Origin of the sequence: Rhizobium chutanense (assembly GCF_002531935.1) — a bacterium.
In the GTDB taxonomy this organism is placed as follows: domain Bacteria; phylum Pseudomonadota; class Alphaproteobacteria; order Rhizobiales; family Rhizobiaceae; genus Rhizobium; species Rhizobium chutanense.
The window spans coordinates 337848-355670 of record NZ_NWSV01000004.1; the positions used below are offsets into that span (position 1 = coordinate 337848).

At 63.0% G+C, this 17823-nt stretch carries 16 protein-coding genes; 12 read left to right on the plus strand and 4 right to left on the minus strand.

The features are described from left to right. Position 1: 1 nt before the first annotated feature. From nadC to CO666_RS08935, 7 genes are all read left to right on the plus strand, one after another. Positions 2 to 868, plus strand: a complete 867-nt coding sequence (gene nadC, locus CO666_RS08915; RefSeq protein WP_097611695.1) for a carboxylating nicotinate-nucleotide diphosphorylase — start codon at positions 2 to 4, stop codon at positions 866 to 868. After that, complete coding sequence (locus CO666_RS34095) at positions 865 to 1032, plus strand: hypothetical protein (protein ID WP_179869643.1); 168 nt, start codon at positions 865 to 867, stop codon at positions 1030 to 1032. The genes nadC and CO666_RS34095 overlap by 4 nt, the downstream gene beginning before the upstream one ends. A gap of 45 nt (positions 1033 to 1077) precedes the next feature. Then, positions 1078 to 3030 (plus strand): AfsR/SARP family transcriptional regulator, encoded by a 1953-nt coding sequence (locus CO666_RS08920; protein WP_097611696.1) that lies wholly within the window; start codon positions 1078 to 1080, stop codon positions 3028 to 3030. 106 nt (positions 3031 to 3136) lie between these two features. Next, the gene (locus tag CO666_RS34100) at positions 3137 to 3280 is read left to right on the plus strand and encodes a hypothetical protein (protein WP_164740501.1); all 144 of its coding nucleotides are present in this window, start codon (positions 3137 to 3139) and stop codon (positions 3278 to 3280) included. 13 nt (positions 3281 to 3293) lie between these two features. Further along, positions 3294 to 4658, plus strand: coding sequence for a YcaO-like family protein (locus CO666_RS08925; RefSeq protein ID WP_245436755.1), 1365 nt, complete (start codon positions 3294 to 3296; stop codon positions 4656 to 4658). Next, positions 4655 to 5398 (plus strand): TfuA-like protein, encoded by a 744-nt coding sequence (locus CO666_RS08930; RefSeq protein WP_097611697.1) that lies wholly within the window; start codon positions 4655 to 4657, stop codon positions 5396 to 5398. Before CO666_RS08925 ends, CO666_RS08930 begins: the two co-directional genes overlap by 4 nt. A gap of 64 nt (positions 5399 to 5462) precedes the next feature. Then, entirely contained in the window at positions 5463 to 5729 is a 267-nt protein-coding gene (locus CO666_RS08935) for a hypothetical protein (protein WP_097611698.1), read from the plus strand. 216 nt (positions 5730 to 5945) lie between these two features. Here CO666_RS08935 and CO666_RS08940 read toward each other — a convergent pair whose 3' ends face one another. The 3 genes from CO666_RS08940 to CO666_RS08950 form a co-directional block, all read right to left on the minus strand. Continuing rightward, on the minus strand, positions 5946 to 6350 hold the full coding sequence (locus tag CO666_RS08940) for a helix-turn-helix domain-containing protein (RefSeq protein WP_097611699.1): 405 nt from the start codon (positions 6348 to 6350) through the stop codon (positions 5946 to 5948). Positions 6351 to 6556: 206 nt separating this feature from the next. Beyond that, the gene (locus CO666_RS08945; RefSeq protein ID WP_097611700.1) at positions 6557 to 7393 is read right to left on the minus strand and encodes an amidohydrolase family protein; all 837 of its coding nucleotides are present in this window, start codon (positions 7391 to 7393) and stop codon (positions 6557 to 6559) included. A 276-nt stretch (positions 7394 to 7669) separates the two neighbouring features. Then, the gene (locus CO666_RS08950) at positions 7670 to 8455 is read right to left on the minus strand and encodes an IclR family transcriptional regulator (RefSeq protein ID WP_097611701.1); all 786 of its coding nucleotides are present in this window, start codon (positions 8453 to 8455) and stop codon (positions 7670 to 7672) included. A 387-nt stretch (positions 8456 to 8842) separates the two neighbouring features. Here CO666_RS08950 and CO666_RS08955 point away from each other — a divergent pair, with 387 nt between their 5' ends. From CO666_RS08955 to CO666_RS08980, 5 genes are all read left to right on the plus strand, one after another. Next, complete coding sequence (locus tag CO666_RS08955; RefSeq protein ID WP_097611702.1) at positions 8843 to 9577, plus strand: SDR family oxidoreductase; 735 nt, start codon at positions 8843 to 8845, stop codon at positions 9575 to 9577. Positions 9578 to 9657: 80 nt separating this feature from the next. Beyond that, positions 9658 to 10935 (plus strand): L-fuconate dehydratase, encoded by a 1278-nt coding sequence (locus tag CO666_RS08960; protein ID WP_097611703.1) that lies wholly within the window; start codon positions 9658 to 9660, stop codon positions 10933 to 10935. Between the two features lie 223 nt (positions 10936 to 11158). Beyond that, positions 11159 to 13738: a caspase family protein gene (locus CO666_RS08965; protein WP_097611704.1), complete on the plus strand. Its 2580-nt coding sequence runs from the start codon at positions 11159 to 11161 to the stop codon at positions 13736 to 13738. A gap of 24 nt (positions 13739 to 13762) precedes the next feature. Then, the gene (locus tag CO666_RS34105) at positions 13763 to 14404 is read left to right on the plus strand and encodes a tail fiber domain-containing protein (RefSeq protein WP_179869644.1); all 642 of its coding nucleotides are present in this window, start codon (positions 13763 to 13765) and stop codon (positions 14402 to 14404) included. 17 nt (positions 14405 to 14421) lie between these two features. Beyond that, positions 14422 to 15684 carry a methyltransferase family protein gene (locus CO666_RS08980; protein WP_097611705.1) on the plus strand — a complete coding sequence of 421 codons (1263 nt, stop codon included), beginning with the start codon at positions 14422 to 14424 and terminating at the stop codon, positions 15682 to 15684. A 398-nt stretch (positions 15685 to 16082) separates the two neighbouring features. Here CO666_RS08980 and CO666_RS08990 read toward each other — a convergent pair whose 3' ends face one another. Next, positions 16083 to 17690: an NHL repeat-containing protein gene (locus tag CO666_RS08990; RefSeq protein WP_097611707.1), complete on the minus strand. Its 1608-nt coding sequence runs from the start codon at positions 17688 to 17690 to the stop codon at positions 16083 to 16085. Between the last annotated feature and the right edge of the window lie 133 nt (positions 17691 to 17823).

Here is a 17823-nt window from a genome sequence, read left to right on the forward strand (position 1 = left end):
TATGAGCCTCGTTCCCCTTCCGCGCCTGATCGTCGAGCCGTTGGTACGGGCAGCCCTGCTCGAAGATCTCGGTCTTGCCGGCGATATCACCTCGGCATCGGTCATCCCTCACGATCATCGCTCAACGGTCATCATGGCCGCTCGCCAGCCGGGCGTGATCGCCGGCCTCGATGCCGCCGAACTCGCCTTCACCCTCGTCGATCCGGAGATCGTCCTGCGCCGCCATCTCCAGGATGGCGATGCGGTCAAGCCGGGCGACGTGATCGCCACCATCGAAGGTCCGTCGCGCGGCTTGCTCACCGCCGAGCGCACCGCGCTGAACTTCCTCGGCCATCTCTCCGGCATCGCCACCGTGACGGCGGAGATCGCCGCCACCATCCGCGGCACCAAGGCTAGCGTCGCCTGCACACGCAAGACGACGCCGGGGCTGCGGGCGCTGGAGAAATATGCGGTGCGGGCCGGCGGCGGCATGAACCACCGTTTTGCGCTGCATGACGCGGTGCTGATCAAGGACAATCACGTCGCCATCTCAGGCGGCGTCGCCGAGGCGATCCGCCGGGCGCGGGCCGGCATCGGCCATCTGGTGAAGATCGAGGTCGAAGTCGACACCCTCGATCAGTTGCGCGAAGCGATGGAGACCGGCGTCGATGCCGTGCTCCTCGACAATATGACGCCGGATCAGCTGCGCCAGGCCGTCGCCATCGTCGCCGGCCGGGCGATCACCGAGGCCTCCGGCCGTGTCACGCCGGCAACGGCTGCCGCAATCGCCGCCTCCGGCGTCGACCTCATCTCCGTCGGCTGGCTGACGCACAGCGCGCCGGTGCTCGATATCGGGCTCGATTTCGTTGCGGCTGCGGCAACAGCTTGAACAACGTGCCGAATTGGGACGCAAAAACACCTGCCATGAAAGTGTCGGCCAAGCATCTTCTCGGCGAGCGACGTGCAAAAATGCAAATAATCGCTGAAATTTCTTCTTTTTATAGCAAAGGCCGCTATGCGCGGCGGCTTTATAGCTTTAACATGATTTCTTGACCGCCGGTGCGTTTACGCGCCTTGGCTTCAGGGGTGAGAACCGAGATGCAACGGACATCCGGGCAAAAGTCGACGAACAGGCTGTGCCTGCTCGGAAGACCGCGATTGCTGGCGGCGGGGAAGGAACTCCCCTTGCCGGAGAAGTCTTATTTTCTCCTCGCCATGCTCGCCGCCGAAGCCGATCTCGAACTCGACCGCGAAACCGTCAGGCGGCAGCTCTGGCAATCGGAACTGCCGGAAAAACGGGCCGGCAGCCTGCGCCAGCTCCTGGCGCGCATCGAACAGAGCATTCCCGCCGGTCTTCCGCCGCTGCTGGCCGCGACCCGAACCCATATCGGGCTTGCCGACGGCTGGGAGGTCGATGTCCATATCCTGAAGCAGAAAGGGCCGCTTGCCCCCGAAGACAGCGATATGCTGAACGGCGAGTTGCTCGAAGGCGCCAAATCGCCGACCCAGGGCGCCGAGGACTGGCTGACGTTCGAGCGCCAGCGTATCGATGAATTGCGCTCAGCCCATCTCACCCGGCTGATTGAAACGTCGGAAGACAGATCGGAAGACGAGCAGGTGGCGCTGGCCCGACGCCTGCTGCAGCTCGACCCCGCCAATGAGACGGCCTATCGCGCCCTGATGCGCACCTATATCAGGCTGAACGATCCGGCCGCCGCTCGTCAGGCCTATCTGAAGTGCAAGAGCCAGCTGAAGGACGACTTCGACACCGAGCCGGAGGAAAGCACCACAGCGCTTGCCCGCGAACTCGGCCTGATCCCTGCAGCACAAGTTACCGCGCCGGAGCGCCCGCCGGCATCAGGCATATCGGCCGATCTGCTCGGCCAGCCGCGCATCATCATCCTGCCGCCGGAAAGCATCTTCACCGATCCGCTGATGGAGCGCGTCGGCCGAGCGCTTCTCGAAGACGTCACCATCGGCCTCAGCCAGCAGCGCGGTTTCAAGGTGATTGCGGCCCATACCAGCCTGGAGATCCTCAGCCGCTCGATCGATCCGTCCCGTGCCGTGCCCGGCCCGCTCGACCTCAGCTTCGACTATGCGGTCTACGTCACCATCCAGGGCCGCGACGAGGATGTCTTTGCCACCTGCCGGCTGACACGGACGACGACCTCGGAGGTGATCTGGGCACTGGAACTGCCGCTGGTCATGCAGAAGATCAGCGAATCCTTCGCGCATCTGACGCGGCGGATCGTCTCCTCGCTCGCCGACACGATCGAGCGCCACGAACTGGCGATGCCGATCGGCGACGCGCCGGCCTCTGCCTACCGCCTTTACCTGGAAGGCAAGCGGCTGATCGCCCAGACCGACCTGCAGCATCTGCGCCAGGCGCGCAAATGGTTCAAATCCTCGCTCAATCGTTATGAGCATTTCTCGGCCGCCCATGCCGGCGTGTCGCGCGCGCTCGGCATGGAATGGCTGATCCGCGGCATGCGGGACAAGGAACTGCTCGATGAGGCGAACGGTGCTGCGCGGCTGGCGCAGCAGTCCGATCCCAATAGCGGCCGGGCCTACCGCGAGCTTGGCTTCGTGGCGCTGTATCGCCGCCGCTTCGACGAAAGCCTGGAATATTTCCAGCAGGCCCAGGATCTCAATCCCAACGATGCCGACATCCTTGCTGATTTCGCCGACGCGCTTTCCCATGACGGCGATTTCGACCGGGCGCTGGAGCTCAGCCGCGCCGCTTTTAAACTCAATCCGCTGCCGCCGGACTATTATTACTGGAACCTCGGCGGCATCCACTTCATGCGTGAAGAGTATGAAAAGGCGATCGACGCGCTGGAGCCGGTAAAGGCGAAACAGGCGACGGCGCGTCTGCTGGCCGCCTCGCATGCCATGGCAGGCGATACGGCCAAAGCCGGGAATTATGCCAGGACGGTTCTGGAAAACTTCCCGGATTTCCGCAGCGAGGATATCCGTCACTTCGTCCCCGATCGCGATCCTGCCTTTACCGAACCGCTGATAAAAGGCCTGCAACTGGCCGGTCTTCCCTGATTGCATCGCCTTTTAACGAAGCCTGTAACGCTTAAATGACGCAGGCAATGTTTCCTTCCGATGGTTAACGGCAGCAAGGCGCTGCCCAATCAATCGGAGATGGATCATGAAGACGAATGCTGAAACTGCCGCAGTTCAGACCCAGTCCCTGCGCTTCTCTGCAGCTGCCAAGGCAGCCATGAAACAGGACGAACTCAACATTTCCGCCAATGCGCTCGAGAGCCTGACGCACGCGCTGAGGTTCCGCTAAGGGCGAGATCGGTATGTCCGCTTTCACCGGCCCAGAGCAATTCCAGCAAAAGTGTGCAGCGGTTTTGCGTCCGGAATTGCGTGAAAACCAAGAGAGAGAGCATTTTCGCGATTCGAGGAAAAACGAGGATGCTCTTGAAACGCTTGCCGGTGATCTCGAACGGTCATCGGCCGGCGTCAGCGATTATCATGACCGCGCCGTCACGCCGGCTCAGACGCTTGCCGCCATCAGGCCGCATCTGCGCGAATTCGGCATCACCCGCGTCGGCCTGCTGACCGCGCTCGACGTCCTGAACATTCCCGTCGCCTTCGCCACGCGGCCGAATAGCCATACGCTCTCGGTCTTTCAGGGCAAGGGGATCGACAATGACGCCGCCATGACCTCGGCCGCCATGGAAGCGATCGAGACGCGGATCGCCGAAATTCCACCCGCCGACCTGACGCAGGCGACGGTCGAAAGCATGCGGGCGGCACATGCCGCCATGATCGATCTCGACAATGTCGCGCGCTGCGCACCCGACGAGATCGGCAGCGGCCCCATCCCCTGGTGCTCCGGGCTCGACATCCTGTCCGGCAGCCGCGTTTTCGTGCCCTGGTGGCTCGTCGGCCTCGACCACCGCGGCGACCGGCCGCCAGGCTTCGAGCAGTCGAGCGATGGGCTCGCCTCCGGCAACACGCCGTCAGAAGCGGTGCTGCACGGGCTTTGCGAGTTGGTGGAGCGCGACGCCTGGGCTCTGGCCCAGCTGAAATCGCCGCAGCGCCTGAAAGACAGCCGGATCGACCCCGCCTCTTTCGGCGATGCGGTCATCGACATCATGACCGATCGGATCGCGCGCGCCGGCATGCGGCTGCTGCTGCTCGATATGACCACCGATATCGGCGTTCCCGCTTTTCTCGCTGTCATCATGCCCGGCAATCTTTCCGACCGCGTCGATGCGCGCTGGGCCCATGTCTGCGGCGGCTGCGGCTGCCACCCCGACCCCGTGCGCGCCGCGCTGCGCGCCATCACCGAAGCGGCACAGAGCCGGCTGACCGCGATTGCCGGCAGCCGCGACGATTTCTCGCCGCGCATCTATCGGCGGCTCGACCGGAGTGCGGCGATGCAGCAGGTGGTCGAGCTCTGCGAGGGCGACGGCCGGATGCGCGCCTTCCAGCCCCGTCAGGGCAGAGCTGCGACGATCCAGGCAACCATCGGCCAGATTGCCGGGCGGCTGGCGGCAGCAGGCATCGAGCAGATCGTCGTCGTGCCCTTTGCGCACCGGGCTCTGCCGGTCTCCGTCGTCAGGGTCATCGTGCCGGGCCTGGAGGTCGATATATCGGGCCAGTACGTCCAGCTCGGCCTGCGCGCGGTCAATACCATCAGAGGAGCCCAATCATGAAGGTGCTGTTCGTCGGTCCGAGCCTTGGCAGCGATCTCGCCGCGGCGAGAGCCATGTCCCCCCGCATCGATTTCCGGCCGCCGGCCGCCTGCGGCGATATCCTGAAAGCCGTTCACGATGGCGCCACCGCCATCGGCCTCGTCGACGGCTATTTCGGCGATCTGCCGTCGGTCTGGCACAAGGAAATTCTTTTCGCCCTCGACCATAATGTCGCCGTTGCCGGCGGCGCCAGCATGGGCGCGTTGCGGGCAGCCGAATGCGCGCCTTTCGGCATGGTCGGGATCGGTTCGATCTTCGAGGATTACGAGGCCGGACGGCTGCTCGACGACGAGGCCGTCGCTCTGGTGCATGCGCCGCAGGCGCTCGGCTGGCTGCCGCTTTCGGTGCCCTGGGTCGATTTCGAGCCGACGATCGATGCGCTTCTTGCCGGCGGCGAGATCTCGCCCGGCGAGCGCAAGAAACTGCTGTTGGCCGGACGTTTCCTGCATTTCTCCGAACGCACCTATGCCAAGGTCGTCGACGAGTGCCATTTCCGCAAGCCGCGCCGCGACACCATCCTCGCTGCCATCCGCGGCAATCGCGTCGAGCGCAAGCGAAACGACGCCCGGCTGGTGCTGGAATGGCTGCGCCGGGACGAATTCCTGCCCGTCGACCGTGACTGGCACTTTGCCGCCACCTCGCATTGGCAGCTTCTGCACGCCGAAGTCACGCGCAATAAGGTTCCTGTAACGCTTGAATAACGGTCGCGGCGGAAGATGCAGTGGTGATGGAATCTTAGGTTTCGCGACCAAAGGGGCGGGAACGATGTTTGAACAACACAACGAGCCTACGGGCAGCGAATACGCAAGGATCTTCCGGCTGCTGTCGGCAGCCAAGGAGGAGGCTGAAAAGCTTCAGCTGCGTAATCTGATGCACCTGACGAACATGGCGCTGCTGCAGGTCGTCATCGATTGGGACGGCATAGATCCCGACAGGGAGCTAGACGTCAATCTCGAGAAGCTGCTCGGCAGCAAGGCCAAGATCGCAATGAAGGATGCCAGCGAGAATCTGATCCTGATCAATCCCCATTGATCCCGGATCAATCCTGATTGATCCCGATCGACCCCGTTGATCTCAATCGATTCCCATCGATCCCGATCAATCTCACTTGATCCTGATCGGTCCCCATCGACGGCAAATTGATCCGATCAAGGACAGTTGATCCTGATCGATTGCTGTTATCCTGATTGATCCCGTTCGCCAGTGATCCTCATGCGGTCCGTTAGGATCGCGTGAAGGCCTGCCGGTCTATTCGGCGGCGTCCGCTTCCAGCTGCTCGGTATGAGCGATCGCCTGGACGAGCTTCAAGATCTTCTTGCGAAGCGCTTCGTTCTTGATCGAGAAGAACGCCGCATTGAGAAGCACGCCTTCGCGCGAAATCACGAATTCCTCGCTGGGGGCCGGGTTGTCGTTGGCAGTATCCGGCGCGGCCATGTCGTCGAAAAACGTCCTGACGTCGACCTTCAGAGCGCCGGCGATTTCCACCAGCATGCTTGCGGAAACGCGGTTGGAGCCCTTTTCGTATTTCTGGATCTGCTGGAACGTTACGCCGACGCGATCTCCGAGTTCCGTCTGCGAGACCTTCCTCAGCAGACGCTGTATACGGATCGTCTTTCCGACGTGGACATCCACTGCATGTGGTTCTTCTTTCATTTGTTTCCCTCCTGAGGACACCGGATATGAAGTTATTCGCCAAATCCGTATCTGACAACTTTTACCTGAGATGACGAAAGCTAGCAATTGTCCGGTGGTAAGTCGTCCCAAACCGAAACACTTGCGTTACTTCATCCTTACCCAAGCAAAAGACATGCCAAAGTAGCACTTTTGCAAGTCACAGCACATCACAGGATTTCGCGACCTCAAAGCGACCAGAGGCGCTGCGCATTGGCGAAAAGCAGCTTGGAACGCTCCGTCTCGCTGCTGGAGGAAAGCATGGCATGGGTCGCCGCGACCCAGGTGGAAAGGCCGCCGCCGAGCGTGCAGACCGGCCAGTCGCTGCCCCAGACGACACGATCCCAGCCGAAGCTTGCAGTCACATGCTCGATATAGGGCCGCAGCGTCTCAGCCGTCCAGCTCTCGGCATCGGCATAGGCGACGACGCCGGAGATCTTGCAGACGACGTTCGGCCGGCGGGCAATCTCCGATAAGCCGGCTTTCCATGGCGCGAAGGCATCGGAGCGGATATCCGGCACGCCGCAATGGTCGAGGACGAATTGCACATCCGGCGCGAGATCGACGAGGGCGGTGACGCGGCTCGCCTGGTGCGGCAGTGTGCAGAGGTCGAAGGTCAGGCCGCTGCCGCCGATGCGCCGGATATTTTCGCGAAACAGGACGCCTTCGGAAACCTCGTCCGGCACCACATGCAGCACGCGGCGGAAACCCTTGACGAACGGATCGGCCTTCTGCCGCTCGAGATAGGCGGGAAAACCTTGCTCTTCCGGCCGGCACGAGACGATGGCGCCGACCAGCAGACTGCCTGCCTTTTTGGCAATGCTTGCCACGTGATCGGTCTCGGCCTGCATGGCGGCGGGATCGACATCGACCTCCATGTGAAGCGCCGCGGTGATACCACAGCGCCGGGCCTCGGCCGCATAGGTCTCGTAGAGGAAATCATGATCGAGAGCGGGCGCCTGGGAGAGCCAGGGATAGGGCAGCGCCGAACGATCGACGATATGCAGATGGGTGTCGATAAACACGCTCTTCTCCTCCAGGGGTGTTTTGCGGCAACCTATCTCTGGTGAATGGATTGTTCAAATAGAAATTTCTCGTACCGGTGGCTGCCCCTCACCCTAACCCTCTCCCCGTAAAAGACGGGGAGGGGGGACGTGCCCTGCGAAAGGCTGGTGGGGACGGAGAGGTCGCGGCTTGGTCCCTTCGCCCCGCGAGCGGGGGTCCGAAGGACGGGTCGAGACCCGTGGCTCGACCCCGGTCGGTGCCGGCAGGCGGATGAGGGGCCGGCATCACAGTCGTCATCACCCGGAATTCGCCACATCCGCCCCGGCCAACAGCGAAAGCTGGGCGGCGGCCTTCTGCACCAGCATCACCGCCTGGGTGATATCGGGCGCGGACGGCGCATTGACGAGCGCGATGAAAGGGCAGGTGAGGGCGGCGATGCAGCGGCGGTCCGGCCCGAGGACGGGTGCGGAAAGATTGTAGACGCCCGATGTCTGGGCGCTCGCCATCATCTCGTAGCCGCGCTCGCGGATCTGGTCGAGGCGATCGTAGAATTCCGGCCCGAGTTCGATATCGGCGCGGCTGCGCACATGTTCGGAGATCATCATCTCCCGCTCCTCCGCGCTGCGGAAGGCGAGCAGCACATGCCCCGAACCGGTGTCGAACAGGCTGATATGAGCGCCGACGCGGATCGAGAACCCCCAGTAATCAGGCGCCTCCTGCTGGGCGATGACGACGGCAGCACCGCGGTCGAAGACGGCAAGATGATTGGCCTGGCGCGTGCGCTGGGCGAGCTCGCGCATCAGCGGCGTGGCATAGGAGGCAAGCCGGCGCACCGGCGCGTGCAATTGCGCAAGACCGAAGAGCTTCAGCGTCAGCGAATAACGGTCGCCGTCCAGCCGGGTGACGTAACCGCGGCGCACCAGACGGTCGAGCATGCGGTAGAATTCATTGGGGCTGCGGTCGAGCCGCTTGGCGATTTCAGCCTGGGTGAGACCGCTGTCGACGCCGGCGAGCAATTCCAGAATATCGAGACCCTTGTCGAGCGCAGGGGCGCGGTAGCGGTCTGACTCGTCGGTCTCCATTCCTTCCTCCTGTGAATATGGCTCTGCATATACGCAGAACCGCCGCCGGAAAAGGAAAAGTTTAGGCTTGCCTCTTGGCTAATCGTCTGTTTGTCTATAAACAGACAAATCATCACTGAAAACGCTGGCGGGGCGGCGCGCGCGGCGAGAGTGCCGAAGGCGGCCAAGCGGCAAGATCACAAGCAGCCTGGCAGGGAGGAAGACAATGCAGCGCATGGGAACGATCCTGCGGGGGCATGCCTTGCCAGAGGCCGGTCGAAGCGCGCAAAGAAGACAGATGGCGGCGACAATGATGATGGAGCCATTCCGCTATCGCCACCAGCCTTCGTCAAAACATGAACTGCATTCCATCGCTCGGCGTAGACAATTCCAGAAAAGGCCCGTGACATGACAAACAAACTTTCCGGCAAGTCCGTTCTCATCACCGCCGCCGGCCAGGGCATCGGCCGGGCGACGGCGGCAGCCTTTGCCGCGGCCGGCGCCAAGGTCCACGCAACCGACATCAATACCGACGCGCTGGCGACGCTGGCGGCGCAAACCGGGGTTTCGACCCATCAGCTGAACGTGCTCGAAGAGGATGCGGTCAATGCCCTCGTCGCCGAGATCGGCGCGGTCGACGTGCTGTTCAACTGCGCCGGCTTCGTTCATGCCGGCTCGATCCTCGAGATGAAGGATTCCGATTTCGAATTCGCTCTCGATCTCAACGTCAAGGCGATGATACGCACCATCCGGGCAGTGCTGCCCGGCATGCTCGAGCGCAAGGACGGGTCGATCATCAACATGGCCTCCGTCGCCTCCAGCATCAAGGGCGTGCCGAACCGCTTCGCCTATGGCGTCACCAAGGCGGCGGTGATCGGGCTGACCAAATCCGTCGCCGCCGATTATGTCGCCCAAGGCATCCGTTGCAACGCCATCTGCCCCGGTACGGTGGAAAGCCCGTCGCTGCAGGATCGCATGCGCGCCCAGGGCGATTACGATGCGGCCCGCGCCGCCTTCATCGCCCGCCAGCCGATGGGCCGGCTCGGCTCGCCAGAGGAGATCGCCGATCTCGCCGTCTATCTCGCCGGCGCCACCTATACCTCGGGTCAGGCAATCGCCATCGACGGCGGCTGGACGATCTGACGTCAGCCGATGATACGGCCGGCAGCCCGCCGGCCGGCCACCGCCTTCGGCCCACACAATGATAATCGGGAGGAACAACCATGACCCGCATCACCGATCTCCGCGTCTTCGACCTCCGCTTTCCCACGTCGCAAAGCCTGGACGGATCCGATGCGATGAACCCCGATCCGGATTATTCGGCCGCCTACGTCATTCTCGATACGGATGCATCAGGCCTTACCGGCCACGGCCTGACCTTCACCATCGGCCGCGGCAACGACATTTGCTGCATGGCGATCGAGGCCATGCGCCACCTCATCGTCGGCGCCGACCTCGCCGAGGTGCTCGCCCATCCCGGCCGGTTCTGGCGGCACCTGACCAGCGACAGCCAGCTGCGCTGGATCGGCCCTGATAAGGGCGCCATTCATCTGGCGACCGGCGCCGTCGTCAACGCTGTCTGGGATCTGCTTGCCAAGCAGGCGGGAAAACCCGTCTGGCGGCTCGTCGCCGAAATGTCGCCGGAAGAGATCGCCGATATCGTCGACTATCGTTATCTCACCGACGTGCTGACCCGCGACGAGGCGATCGAGATCCTCAAGCGCGCCGAAGCCGGCAAGGCCGAACGCATCGCCATCCTCGAAAAAGAGGGTTACGCCTGCTACACGACCTCGGCCGGCTGGCTCGGTTATGAAGACGAGAAACTGCGCCGCCTCTGCCGCGAGGCGATCGACGCCGGCTTCAACCACATCAAGATGAAGGTCGGCCGCGACCTGGACGACGATATCCGCCGCTTGCGGATCGCCCGCGAGGTGATCGGCCCCGATCGTTACCTGATGATCGACGCCAACCAGGTCTGGGATGTCGGCCAGGCGATCGACTGGGTCAAGGCACTGTCCTTTGCCAAGCCCTTCTTCATCGAGGAACCCACCAGCCCCGACGACGTCGCCGGCCACCGCAAGATCCGCCAGGCAATCAGCCCGGTAAAGGTCGCGACCGGCGAGATGTGCCAGAACCGCATCATGTTCAAGCAGTTCATCGCGGAGGGCGCGATCGATATTGTGCAGATCGATTCCTGCCGCATGGGCGGGCTGAACGAGGTCCTCTCCGTGCTGCTGATCGCCGCCAAATTCGGCCTGCCGGTCTGGCCGCATGCCGGCGGCGTCGGCCTCTGCGAATATGTGCAGCATCTGTCGATGATCGATTATGTCGCCGTGTCGGGCACCAAGGACGGCCGCGTCATCGAATATGTCGATCATCTCCATGAACACTTCCTCGATCCCTGCCGGATCGAGAACGCCGCCTATATGCCGCCGACCCTGCCGGGCTTCTCCATCGAGATGAAACCGGCCTCGATCAGCAACTATACGTTCCGAGGGTAAGGAAACCTCGCCGTCCGCATGTTAAATTCCTGATTTCGACAGTCTTTCTTGTCGACGATGGACTTCCAATCTGACAGGACTGCTCCAATTCTCTTGGAGGCGGCGAAGCTTGCTTTTTTTAGCTGTCGGGAATATTTTTGAAACGTGAATGTGGAGGGGGCTCTGCACCAGCAGGCCAGCAAATTTTATTGAACAGAAACAATAGAATGTTTGCGATCGAGCCATGCCCAAGTTTCACGATGTCAGGAGACTGTGCGCTTATCTGCTGACCGCTGCGGCAATACTGCTGTCGGCCGGCATCGGGCATGCCGCCGTTACGGAAGAGAGCGGGCGCCGCGTCGCCCTCGTCATCGGCAACTCGGTCTATAAGACGCTGCCCTCGCTCCCCAATCCCGCCAATGACGTCGAAGAGGTCGCGAGCACGCTGCGGGCGGCCGGTTTCGACGTGACGATCGGCGTTAATGTCGACCGCATCGGGCTCGAAGATACGGTGCGCCGCTTCCTGCGCTCGACCAGCCATGCCGATGCCGGCCTGATCTATTATTCGGGCCACGGCATTCAGGTCGGCGGACAGAATTTCCTCGTGCCGGTCGATGCGACGCTGGAGACGCCCTATGACGTCGAGACCCAGACCATGCCGCTCGACCTCATCCTGAACCACCTGAAACAGAATTCGCGGGTGCAGCTGATCTTCCTCGACGCCTGCCGCAACAATCCCTTCAACGCCCAGAAATTCTGGATGGCGGAAAAGCTGGAACCGGTCGGCGCCACCCGCGGCCTTGCGCGCATCGACAGCGATCTCGGCAGCCTGATCGCCTTTTCCACCGAGCCGGGCCAGGTGGCGCTCGATGGCGAGGGCGCGCTCAGCCCCTATTCCGAATCCTTCATCAAACGCGCCAGCGAACCCAACAAGGAAATCCGCCAGGTCCTGACCGACGTGCGCCGCGACGTGATCGCCATGACCAACGGCAAGCAGGTCCCCTGGGAAAACTCCTCGCTGATGGACAGCTTCTATTTCATTCCGGCGCCGCCGCCGCCGAGCGTCGAAGCGATGCAGCAGGTGAGCGTGCCGGAGGGTGCCGCCGCCACGAAGCTGCCGATCGCCCCACCGCATGACGAGACCGGCGCAGCACTGCTCGTCACCCTGAACCAGCTTCCCCAGACCGGCAAACTCAGCTTCGACGGCAAGCCGGTCGAACAGGGCGCCAAGATGCCGGTCGCGGCGCTGACGGCGCTGAGCTATGATTCAACCGGTGTCGCCGCCGGAACCGTCGGCCTGATCGGTTATACCGTCAGCGATCCCTATGGCCAGGCGACGCAGGGCGTCGTTGCCATTACCGTCTCGGCCGATGCCGGCGCCAAGCTCGCCCAGCTCGAACAGCAAAAACAGACAAGGCTTGCCGATGCGGATGCCTATCTGAAGACGCTGCCGCGCGACATCGACGCCATCATCGGCGTCGGACCTGTCGCCGCCGCTCTGCCTGAAGTCCCGGCATCGGCTGCGGAAATGACCTTCAAGGTGGCGGCCCTGCCCGACAAGGGCACGCTGCGGGCCGGAGACCGGGTGATCGGGCTCGGCCATGTGCTTGAAACCGCCGATATTGCGGCACTTTCCTACGAGCCGCAGATCGGCACCGAAACCCAGCCTTTCGCCCTGACGCTGCAGGCCGCCAATGAAAATCTGCCGCCGGCCACCATCACCTTCAAGCCGGTGCTCGACGCCTGCGACACCGCAGCCGCAGCCCCTCTCGACCTGCAGGGTGTGACTTCGGGCAAACTGCCAAACGAGATCGATCCGGCCATCGCGATGCCGGCCTGCACGGACGCAATAAAGACCTATCCTCAGGTGGCGCGTTTCGTCTACCAGCTCGGCCGCGCCCAGCTTGCCAACCGCGACACCAAGACGGCGTTCGCGACGATCAAGAAGGCAATGGATGCCGGGCATATCCGGGCTATCTACGAGCTGTCGAGCCTTTACGAGTTCGGCGCCTCCGTTCCGCGTGATGCCGCCAAGGCAAGCGAGATCGCCAAGGGCGGTGCGGCCAAGGGTGATCCCTTTGCCCTGCACAGCTATGGCAAGGCGCTCTACTACGGCCGCGGCACCAAGGCCGATCAGCAGCTGGGTTTGCGCCTGATGCTGCAGGCCGCCGATCTCGGCCATACCTATGCGATGAATGAACTCGGCTATATCTTCCTGAACGGCGTCAACGTTCCGGCCGATCCGGAACGCGGCATCCGCTTCTACGAGGCCGGTGTCCAGCGCAACGACATCTATTCGCTGAACAATCTCGCGCTGGTCTACCGTTTCGGGAAAGGCGCTCCGGAAGACCTGCCGAAAGCGCTCGACCTTTTCACCCGGGCGGCAGAAGGCGGCCAGCCCTATGCCCCGACCAATCTCGGACGCATGTACCGGGACGGCATCGGCGTTACCGCCGACAAAGCGGAAGCGGTGAAGTGGCTGGAGATGGGCGCCGAACGCGGCGATTATTGGGGGGCGCTGGACCGCGGGATACTGGCGAAGGAAGACGCTGCGGACGCCGACGGCCTCGTCACGGCAGCACGTTATTTCGCGCTGGCGACCGCCATCAACATGCCGGGTAGCGGCGACCCGAAGAACCAGGCAACGGCGGCACTGAAGACCTTGCCGACTGCTGCAAAGAAGAAAGCGGAAGAGACCTTTGCCGCCGAGCTGACCGCTCAGGAGAAAAAGGCGCTTCCGAAAACCAAGTCGCTCGATGACAGGCTCGTTCAGCTCGCCAAGGCGACATGGGTCAAGCGAAATCCGAGGTACGATCTCTTCTAAAACGGCGATCCGGGGGCGCCCCACATGACCAGAAAGCTCATCATCCGTGTTCTGCTTTGCTCGACTTTCCTCGCCGGTTCAGGCGCAATCCTGCAGAGCTGTATCTTCGATCCTGGCGCCAAGACGCTGTTTGCCAGTGAAGAGCCGGCCAGAACCGTCACCCCTGCCAAGCAAACCACGCCCGCCGCTAAAAAAAGAGTGGTCGCAAATACCAGCCAACCGGCGTTCGCCCGCTCTGAGAACAGTTCCAGCGGGAATTCCAGCTCTGGCGGTGGCGGCATGGGCGGCGGCTCCAGTTCCAGCAGCTCTTCCAGCTCGAGCAGTTCATCGAGCTCTTCCGGCGGCCCTTCCTGGTCCGATCGTCGCCTGAAGACCGATATCCGTCGGCTCGGCACCTCGGCTGAGGGCATCCCAGTCTATGCTTTCCGCTATATCTGGGGCGGCCCGCTCTTCGTCGGCACGATGGCGCAGGATCTCTTGGCGATCCGGCCTGAAGCTGTCATTGCGACAAGGTCGGGCTACTATATGGTCGACTATGGCAAGCTCGATATTGCGATGATCTCGCTGCCGGAGGACATGTCGTCCCTGACGGCTGCAGCAGCCATGGCGCTTGCGGCGCGGGCGGCACGGATAGGCTCTCCGGTCTCCGTCCAACCGGCAATCTGATTGAGAAAGCTGCGCGCGTGCCGATCTCGCAGGACAGGGATATCGTGGCCGGCAGCTCTCTCGTCAGCCAGGCTGCGACCCTTGCCGGCGTTCTCGCCGGCATCGCGCTGTCGGACTATCTGCAGCTTGAGCCCGGCATGGCGATGGCGCTTGCCGTCATCTGCCTTCTCCTCGCGTGGGTCGTGGTCGAGGGCACACCGGCCGCCCGTCAAGCCTGGGCATCGCGGGAAAGACGCAACGAGGCTCCTGCCATCTTCTGGCGGCGCATCGGAACCAAGCTCGTCGGCCTTGCCGCGCTCCTTGGCGCGGTCGTCATTGCCTGTTCGGTCTTTCCGTTTTTCACGCAGTCGTCCGCGGTCCAATGGGTTGTCGAAGCCAGCCATACGACCGTCCCCCTTTCCATCGCCCTGGCGATTGCCACCATTGTCTACGTCGCGGTTACCGATCTGATCGCCAGGCAGCCCGACGATTATCTCCATCAGGCCGGGCGTGCGGTGCTGATGCAGGATTTTCGCGAAGAGGACGTGCTCTTCGCACTGCGCCTGCTCGCGATCAAATGCTTCTTTCTCGTGCTGATGTTTTCGAGCGGCATGGCCGCGCTTGCCGATCTGGCCGACAAGCCGGCCTGGACCTTTCCTCCATTGTCAGCAGCCTGGTTCGAAGGCTGGGCGCGGCTTGTCTTTCTTGTCGACGTCATCCTTGCAGCCGGCGGCTACATCGCCACCTTCAAGCTTTTCGGCTGGCATGTCAGGGCGACGGAGACGACGGCGCTCGGCTGGCTCGTCTGCCTCATCTGTTACGAGCCGTTCTTCCCGGCGATCTCGCATGCCTTCGTGCCTTATGGCGATGGGCCGGGCTGGGAGAGCGTGATCCGGGAGGGATCGGCCGTCTTCATCCTCTGGAGCGGTGCGATGCTGTTCTGCACCCTGATCTATGTCTGGGCGACCATCGCCTTCGGGCCACGTTTTTCCAACCTCACCCATCGCGGCATCATCACCTCGGGCCCCTATCGCTTCATCAAACATCCGGCCTATGTCGCCAAGAACATGGCCTGGTGGCTGTTTGCGGCCCCGAGCTTCGTCGCCAGCGGCCTAACGGAAGGACTTGCCCGGGCCGGCATGCTGGCGATCGTCAGTCTTATCTACCTCATGCGTGCCCGTGCCGAAGAGCGCATGCTGAGCCGCGATCCCGCGTATCGGGACTATGCCGCGAGCATTGCCTCGCATGGGCTTCTGGCGATGGCGAAGCGGCGGCTGGCGCCGACAGCGCCGCGCGTCTGAAAAGGACTTCAACCAGGGCGAGTTCGGCGGGAACGCATCCCCAATCTCCGTCGTCCTCGGCCTTGAGCCGAGGACCCATGCCACAGCTGCTGGTGGGTGCGGTATGGATGCTCGGCTCAAGGCCGAGCATGACGGAGGACGGAGTGGCGGAAGAGGCCCATCGCGGCGCGGACACCCGCTTAAGGAACGAGGTCCGCCCCCATCAAATAGCTAATGTGCAGCCCAGTTCCACCACGCAGCGGGCCGGCAGGCAGAGGTAATCCGAGGGTTTGGCGTTGGCAAACGCCATGTAAAGCCGATCCTGCATAGCGCATGCCGGACTTGGAGTCCGATACAGTACGCGGCGACCACTATAATACTTCGAACTATGCAGCAGACCGGCATGAGACCCCAGCCGTTCACCCATCCAACCCCTTGAAGCGCACCGGCTGGTAGCCGCGCATCAGCAGGCTGCCGAGGGAATAGGTATTGCGGCAGACGCGGCCCCTGCAGGCGTTCGGCGAGGCCTCCATCACCTCCACCTTGCGGTCGTCGGTGAAGCGCATGAACAGGAGCACATGCGAGCCGGGCTTGTTCAGCGCGTCGCCCGGCCGCAGCGACCAAGGGTCGGAGAGGCGCTTGGTGATGCCGGGGATGGCGCGTGTCGACACATGCATCTTCAGGCCCCAGGCGTCGCTGACGAAGCCGGAGCAGTCGACGCCGAGAATGTTGGATTGCGGCGCGCTCTTGGTGCAGACATTGCCGGCGGTCTGGCCCTTTTCGACGCCACCGATGAAATTCTCGAGCGGCGTCTTGCAGCCCCAGCAATAGGGAACGCCCTTCACCGTCTGGCCGCGTTTGCCGATCAGGTAGACCGGCCGGCGCAGCCGGTTCATGTTGAGGCAGCCGGGACCGGGATCGCCGCCATAGGCGGTCGGCGTCACCAGCCAATTCAGCGTCTCGAAGCCGATCGCCCGCTCGACGACGTCGTCCCGCGATTTCGGCACGATCGCCACCTTCGGCGTCCTGCCGGGTTTATCGGCTTTGAGCGGCTTGGCCGGGTTGATGACGGCAAGCTTGCGGCCGGGATCCCGGCCGTCGAGTTTGACCACCTGCGCCCGGCCCTCTTGCGATCTCAAATACAGCACATCGCCGCGCGGGCCGATCGCCACGAAGCGCCGGGAGAAGACCGTGCCCGGGTCGATCGGCAGGTCGTAGACCCGGTCCATCGCGCCGTTCGGGGTGAAGCGCGCCACCAGCATGCCGGTGCGCTCCGGCCGGTCGGCCGGCACCAGTTCGACCAGCGCATAGGGCCGGCCCGTCGTGTCGATGTCGAGAAGTTCGACGGTGCCGATCCGCCCGTCCGCGCTCAGCTGCAGCGACAGGAAATTCTCCTCCGAACTCGCCCGCCGCAGCAGGATCTCCGCCTTGTCGCTGGCGGCCGAGACCTCGGCGACGATATCGCCGAGCCCGCGGCTCGGCACATATTGCACGACCGGCGGACGGACTTCCGGCCGGCTGACGCTGCGGCCGATCTCGTCGATGATGCTGTTGAGCGGTCCGGGCGGCACCGAGCCCATCGAGGCGAAGACCGAGCGAGTGTAATCGTCGGCATCGCCGCCGCCGTCGACGGCGCGCAAAGTCTGCGACCGGCCGTCGGCCTCGGTGGAGCGCTCGAGCGGTACGACGCCGTCGGACCAGAGATAAAGTTCGTTATGGACGACGGCGAGATCCTCCGGCGCGGCATTCTCCGGCAGCGGCAGGATCTCGGGCTCGGCCTGCGAGCGTTCGGCGTCGATGGCGAGCACGCGGCCGTTGTTCTGGTCGAGGATATAGAGGGTGCCGTCGTCTCCGACGGTGATCGCCGCCGGCCCGGAGGCTTCGACCTCCTCATTGGCGGAAATGATGCCGACCGAACGCCCGCCGTCGCCGCCGGGAAGCTCGATGATCACAGTGTCTTTGGCAAAAACCGGCGAAGCGACCGCAAGGGCCGCGGCAAACAGGATATGCGACGCCAAACTACGCATTGCCTCGACCCCCAGAAGATCGTCAAGTCTTTAAAATGTTAGGACAGTTGTGCCTCCTCAGCAAGCTGTTGCTTTCCAAACGATTTGGAGATCCGGGCTGGGAATAGTACAAGATCATCGTCTCGACGATTTG

Coding starts and splice junctions, on each gene's coding strand:
- CO666_RS08935 (WP_097611698.1), top strand. CDS start 5,463: ATGTTTGAACAACACAACGAGCCTACGGGCAGCGAATACGCAAGGATC.
- CO666_RS08960 (WP_097611703.1), top strand. CDS start 9,658: ATGACCCGCATCACCGATCTCCGCGTCTTCGACCTCCGCTTTCCCACG.
- CO666_RS08965 (WP_097611704.1), top strand. CDS start 11,159: ATGCCCAAGTTTCACGATGTCAGGAGACTGTGCGCTTATCTGCTGACC.
- CO666_RS08920 (WP_097611696.1), top strand. CDS start 1,078: ATGCAACGGACATCCGGGCAAAAGTCGACGAACAGGCTGTGCCTGCTC.
- CO666_RS34100 (WP_164740501.1), top strand. CDS start 3,137: ATGAAGACGAATGCTGAAACTGCCGCAGTTCAGACCCAGTCCCTGCGC.
- CO666_RS08925 (WP_245436755.1), top strand. CDS start 3,294: ATGTCCGCTTTCACCGGCCCAGAGCAATTCCAGCAAAAGTGTGCAGCG.
- CO666_RS34105 (WP_179869644.1), top strand. CDS start 13,763: ATGACCAGAAAGCTCATCATCCGTGTTCTGCTTTGCTCGACTTTCCTC.
- CO666_RS08940 (WP_097611699.1), bottom strand. CDS start 6,350: ATGAAAGAAGAACCACATGCAGTGGATGTCCACGTCGGAAAGACGATC.
- CO666_RS08955 (WP_097611702.1), top strand. CDS start 8,843: ATGACAAACAAACTTTCCGGCAAGTCCGTTCTCATCACCGCCGCCGGC.
- CO666_RS08990 (WP_097611707.1), bottom strand. CDS start 17,690: ATGCGTAGTTTGGCGTCGCATATCCTGTTTGCCGCGGCCCTTGCGGTC.
- nadC (WP_097611695.1), top strand. CDS start 2: ATGAGCCTCGTTCCCCTTCCGCGCCTGATCGTCGAGCCGTTGGTACGG.
- CO666_RS08930 (WP_097611697.1), top strand. CDS start 4,655: ATGAAGGTGCTGTTCGTCGGTCCGAGCCTTGGCAGCGATCTCGCCGCG.
- CO666_RS08950 (WP_097611701.1), bottom strand. CDS start 8,455: ATGGAGACCGACGAGTCAGACCGCTACCGCGCCCCTGCGCTCGACAAG.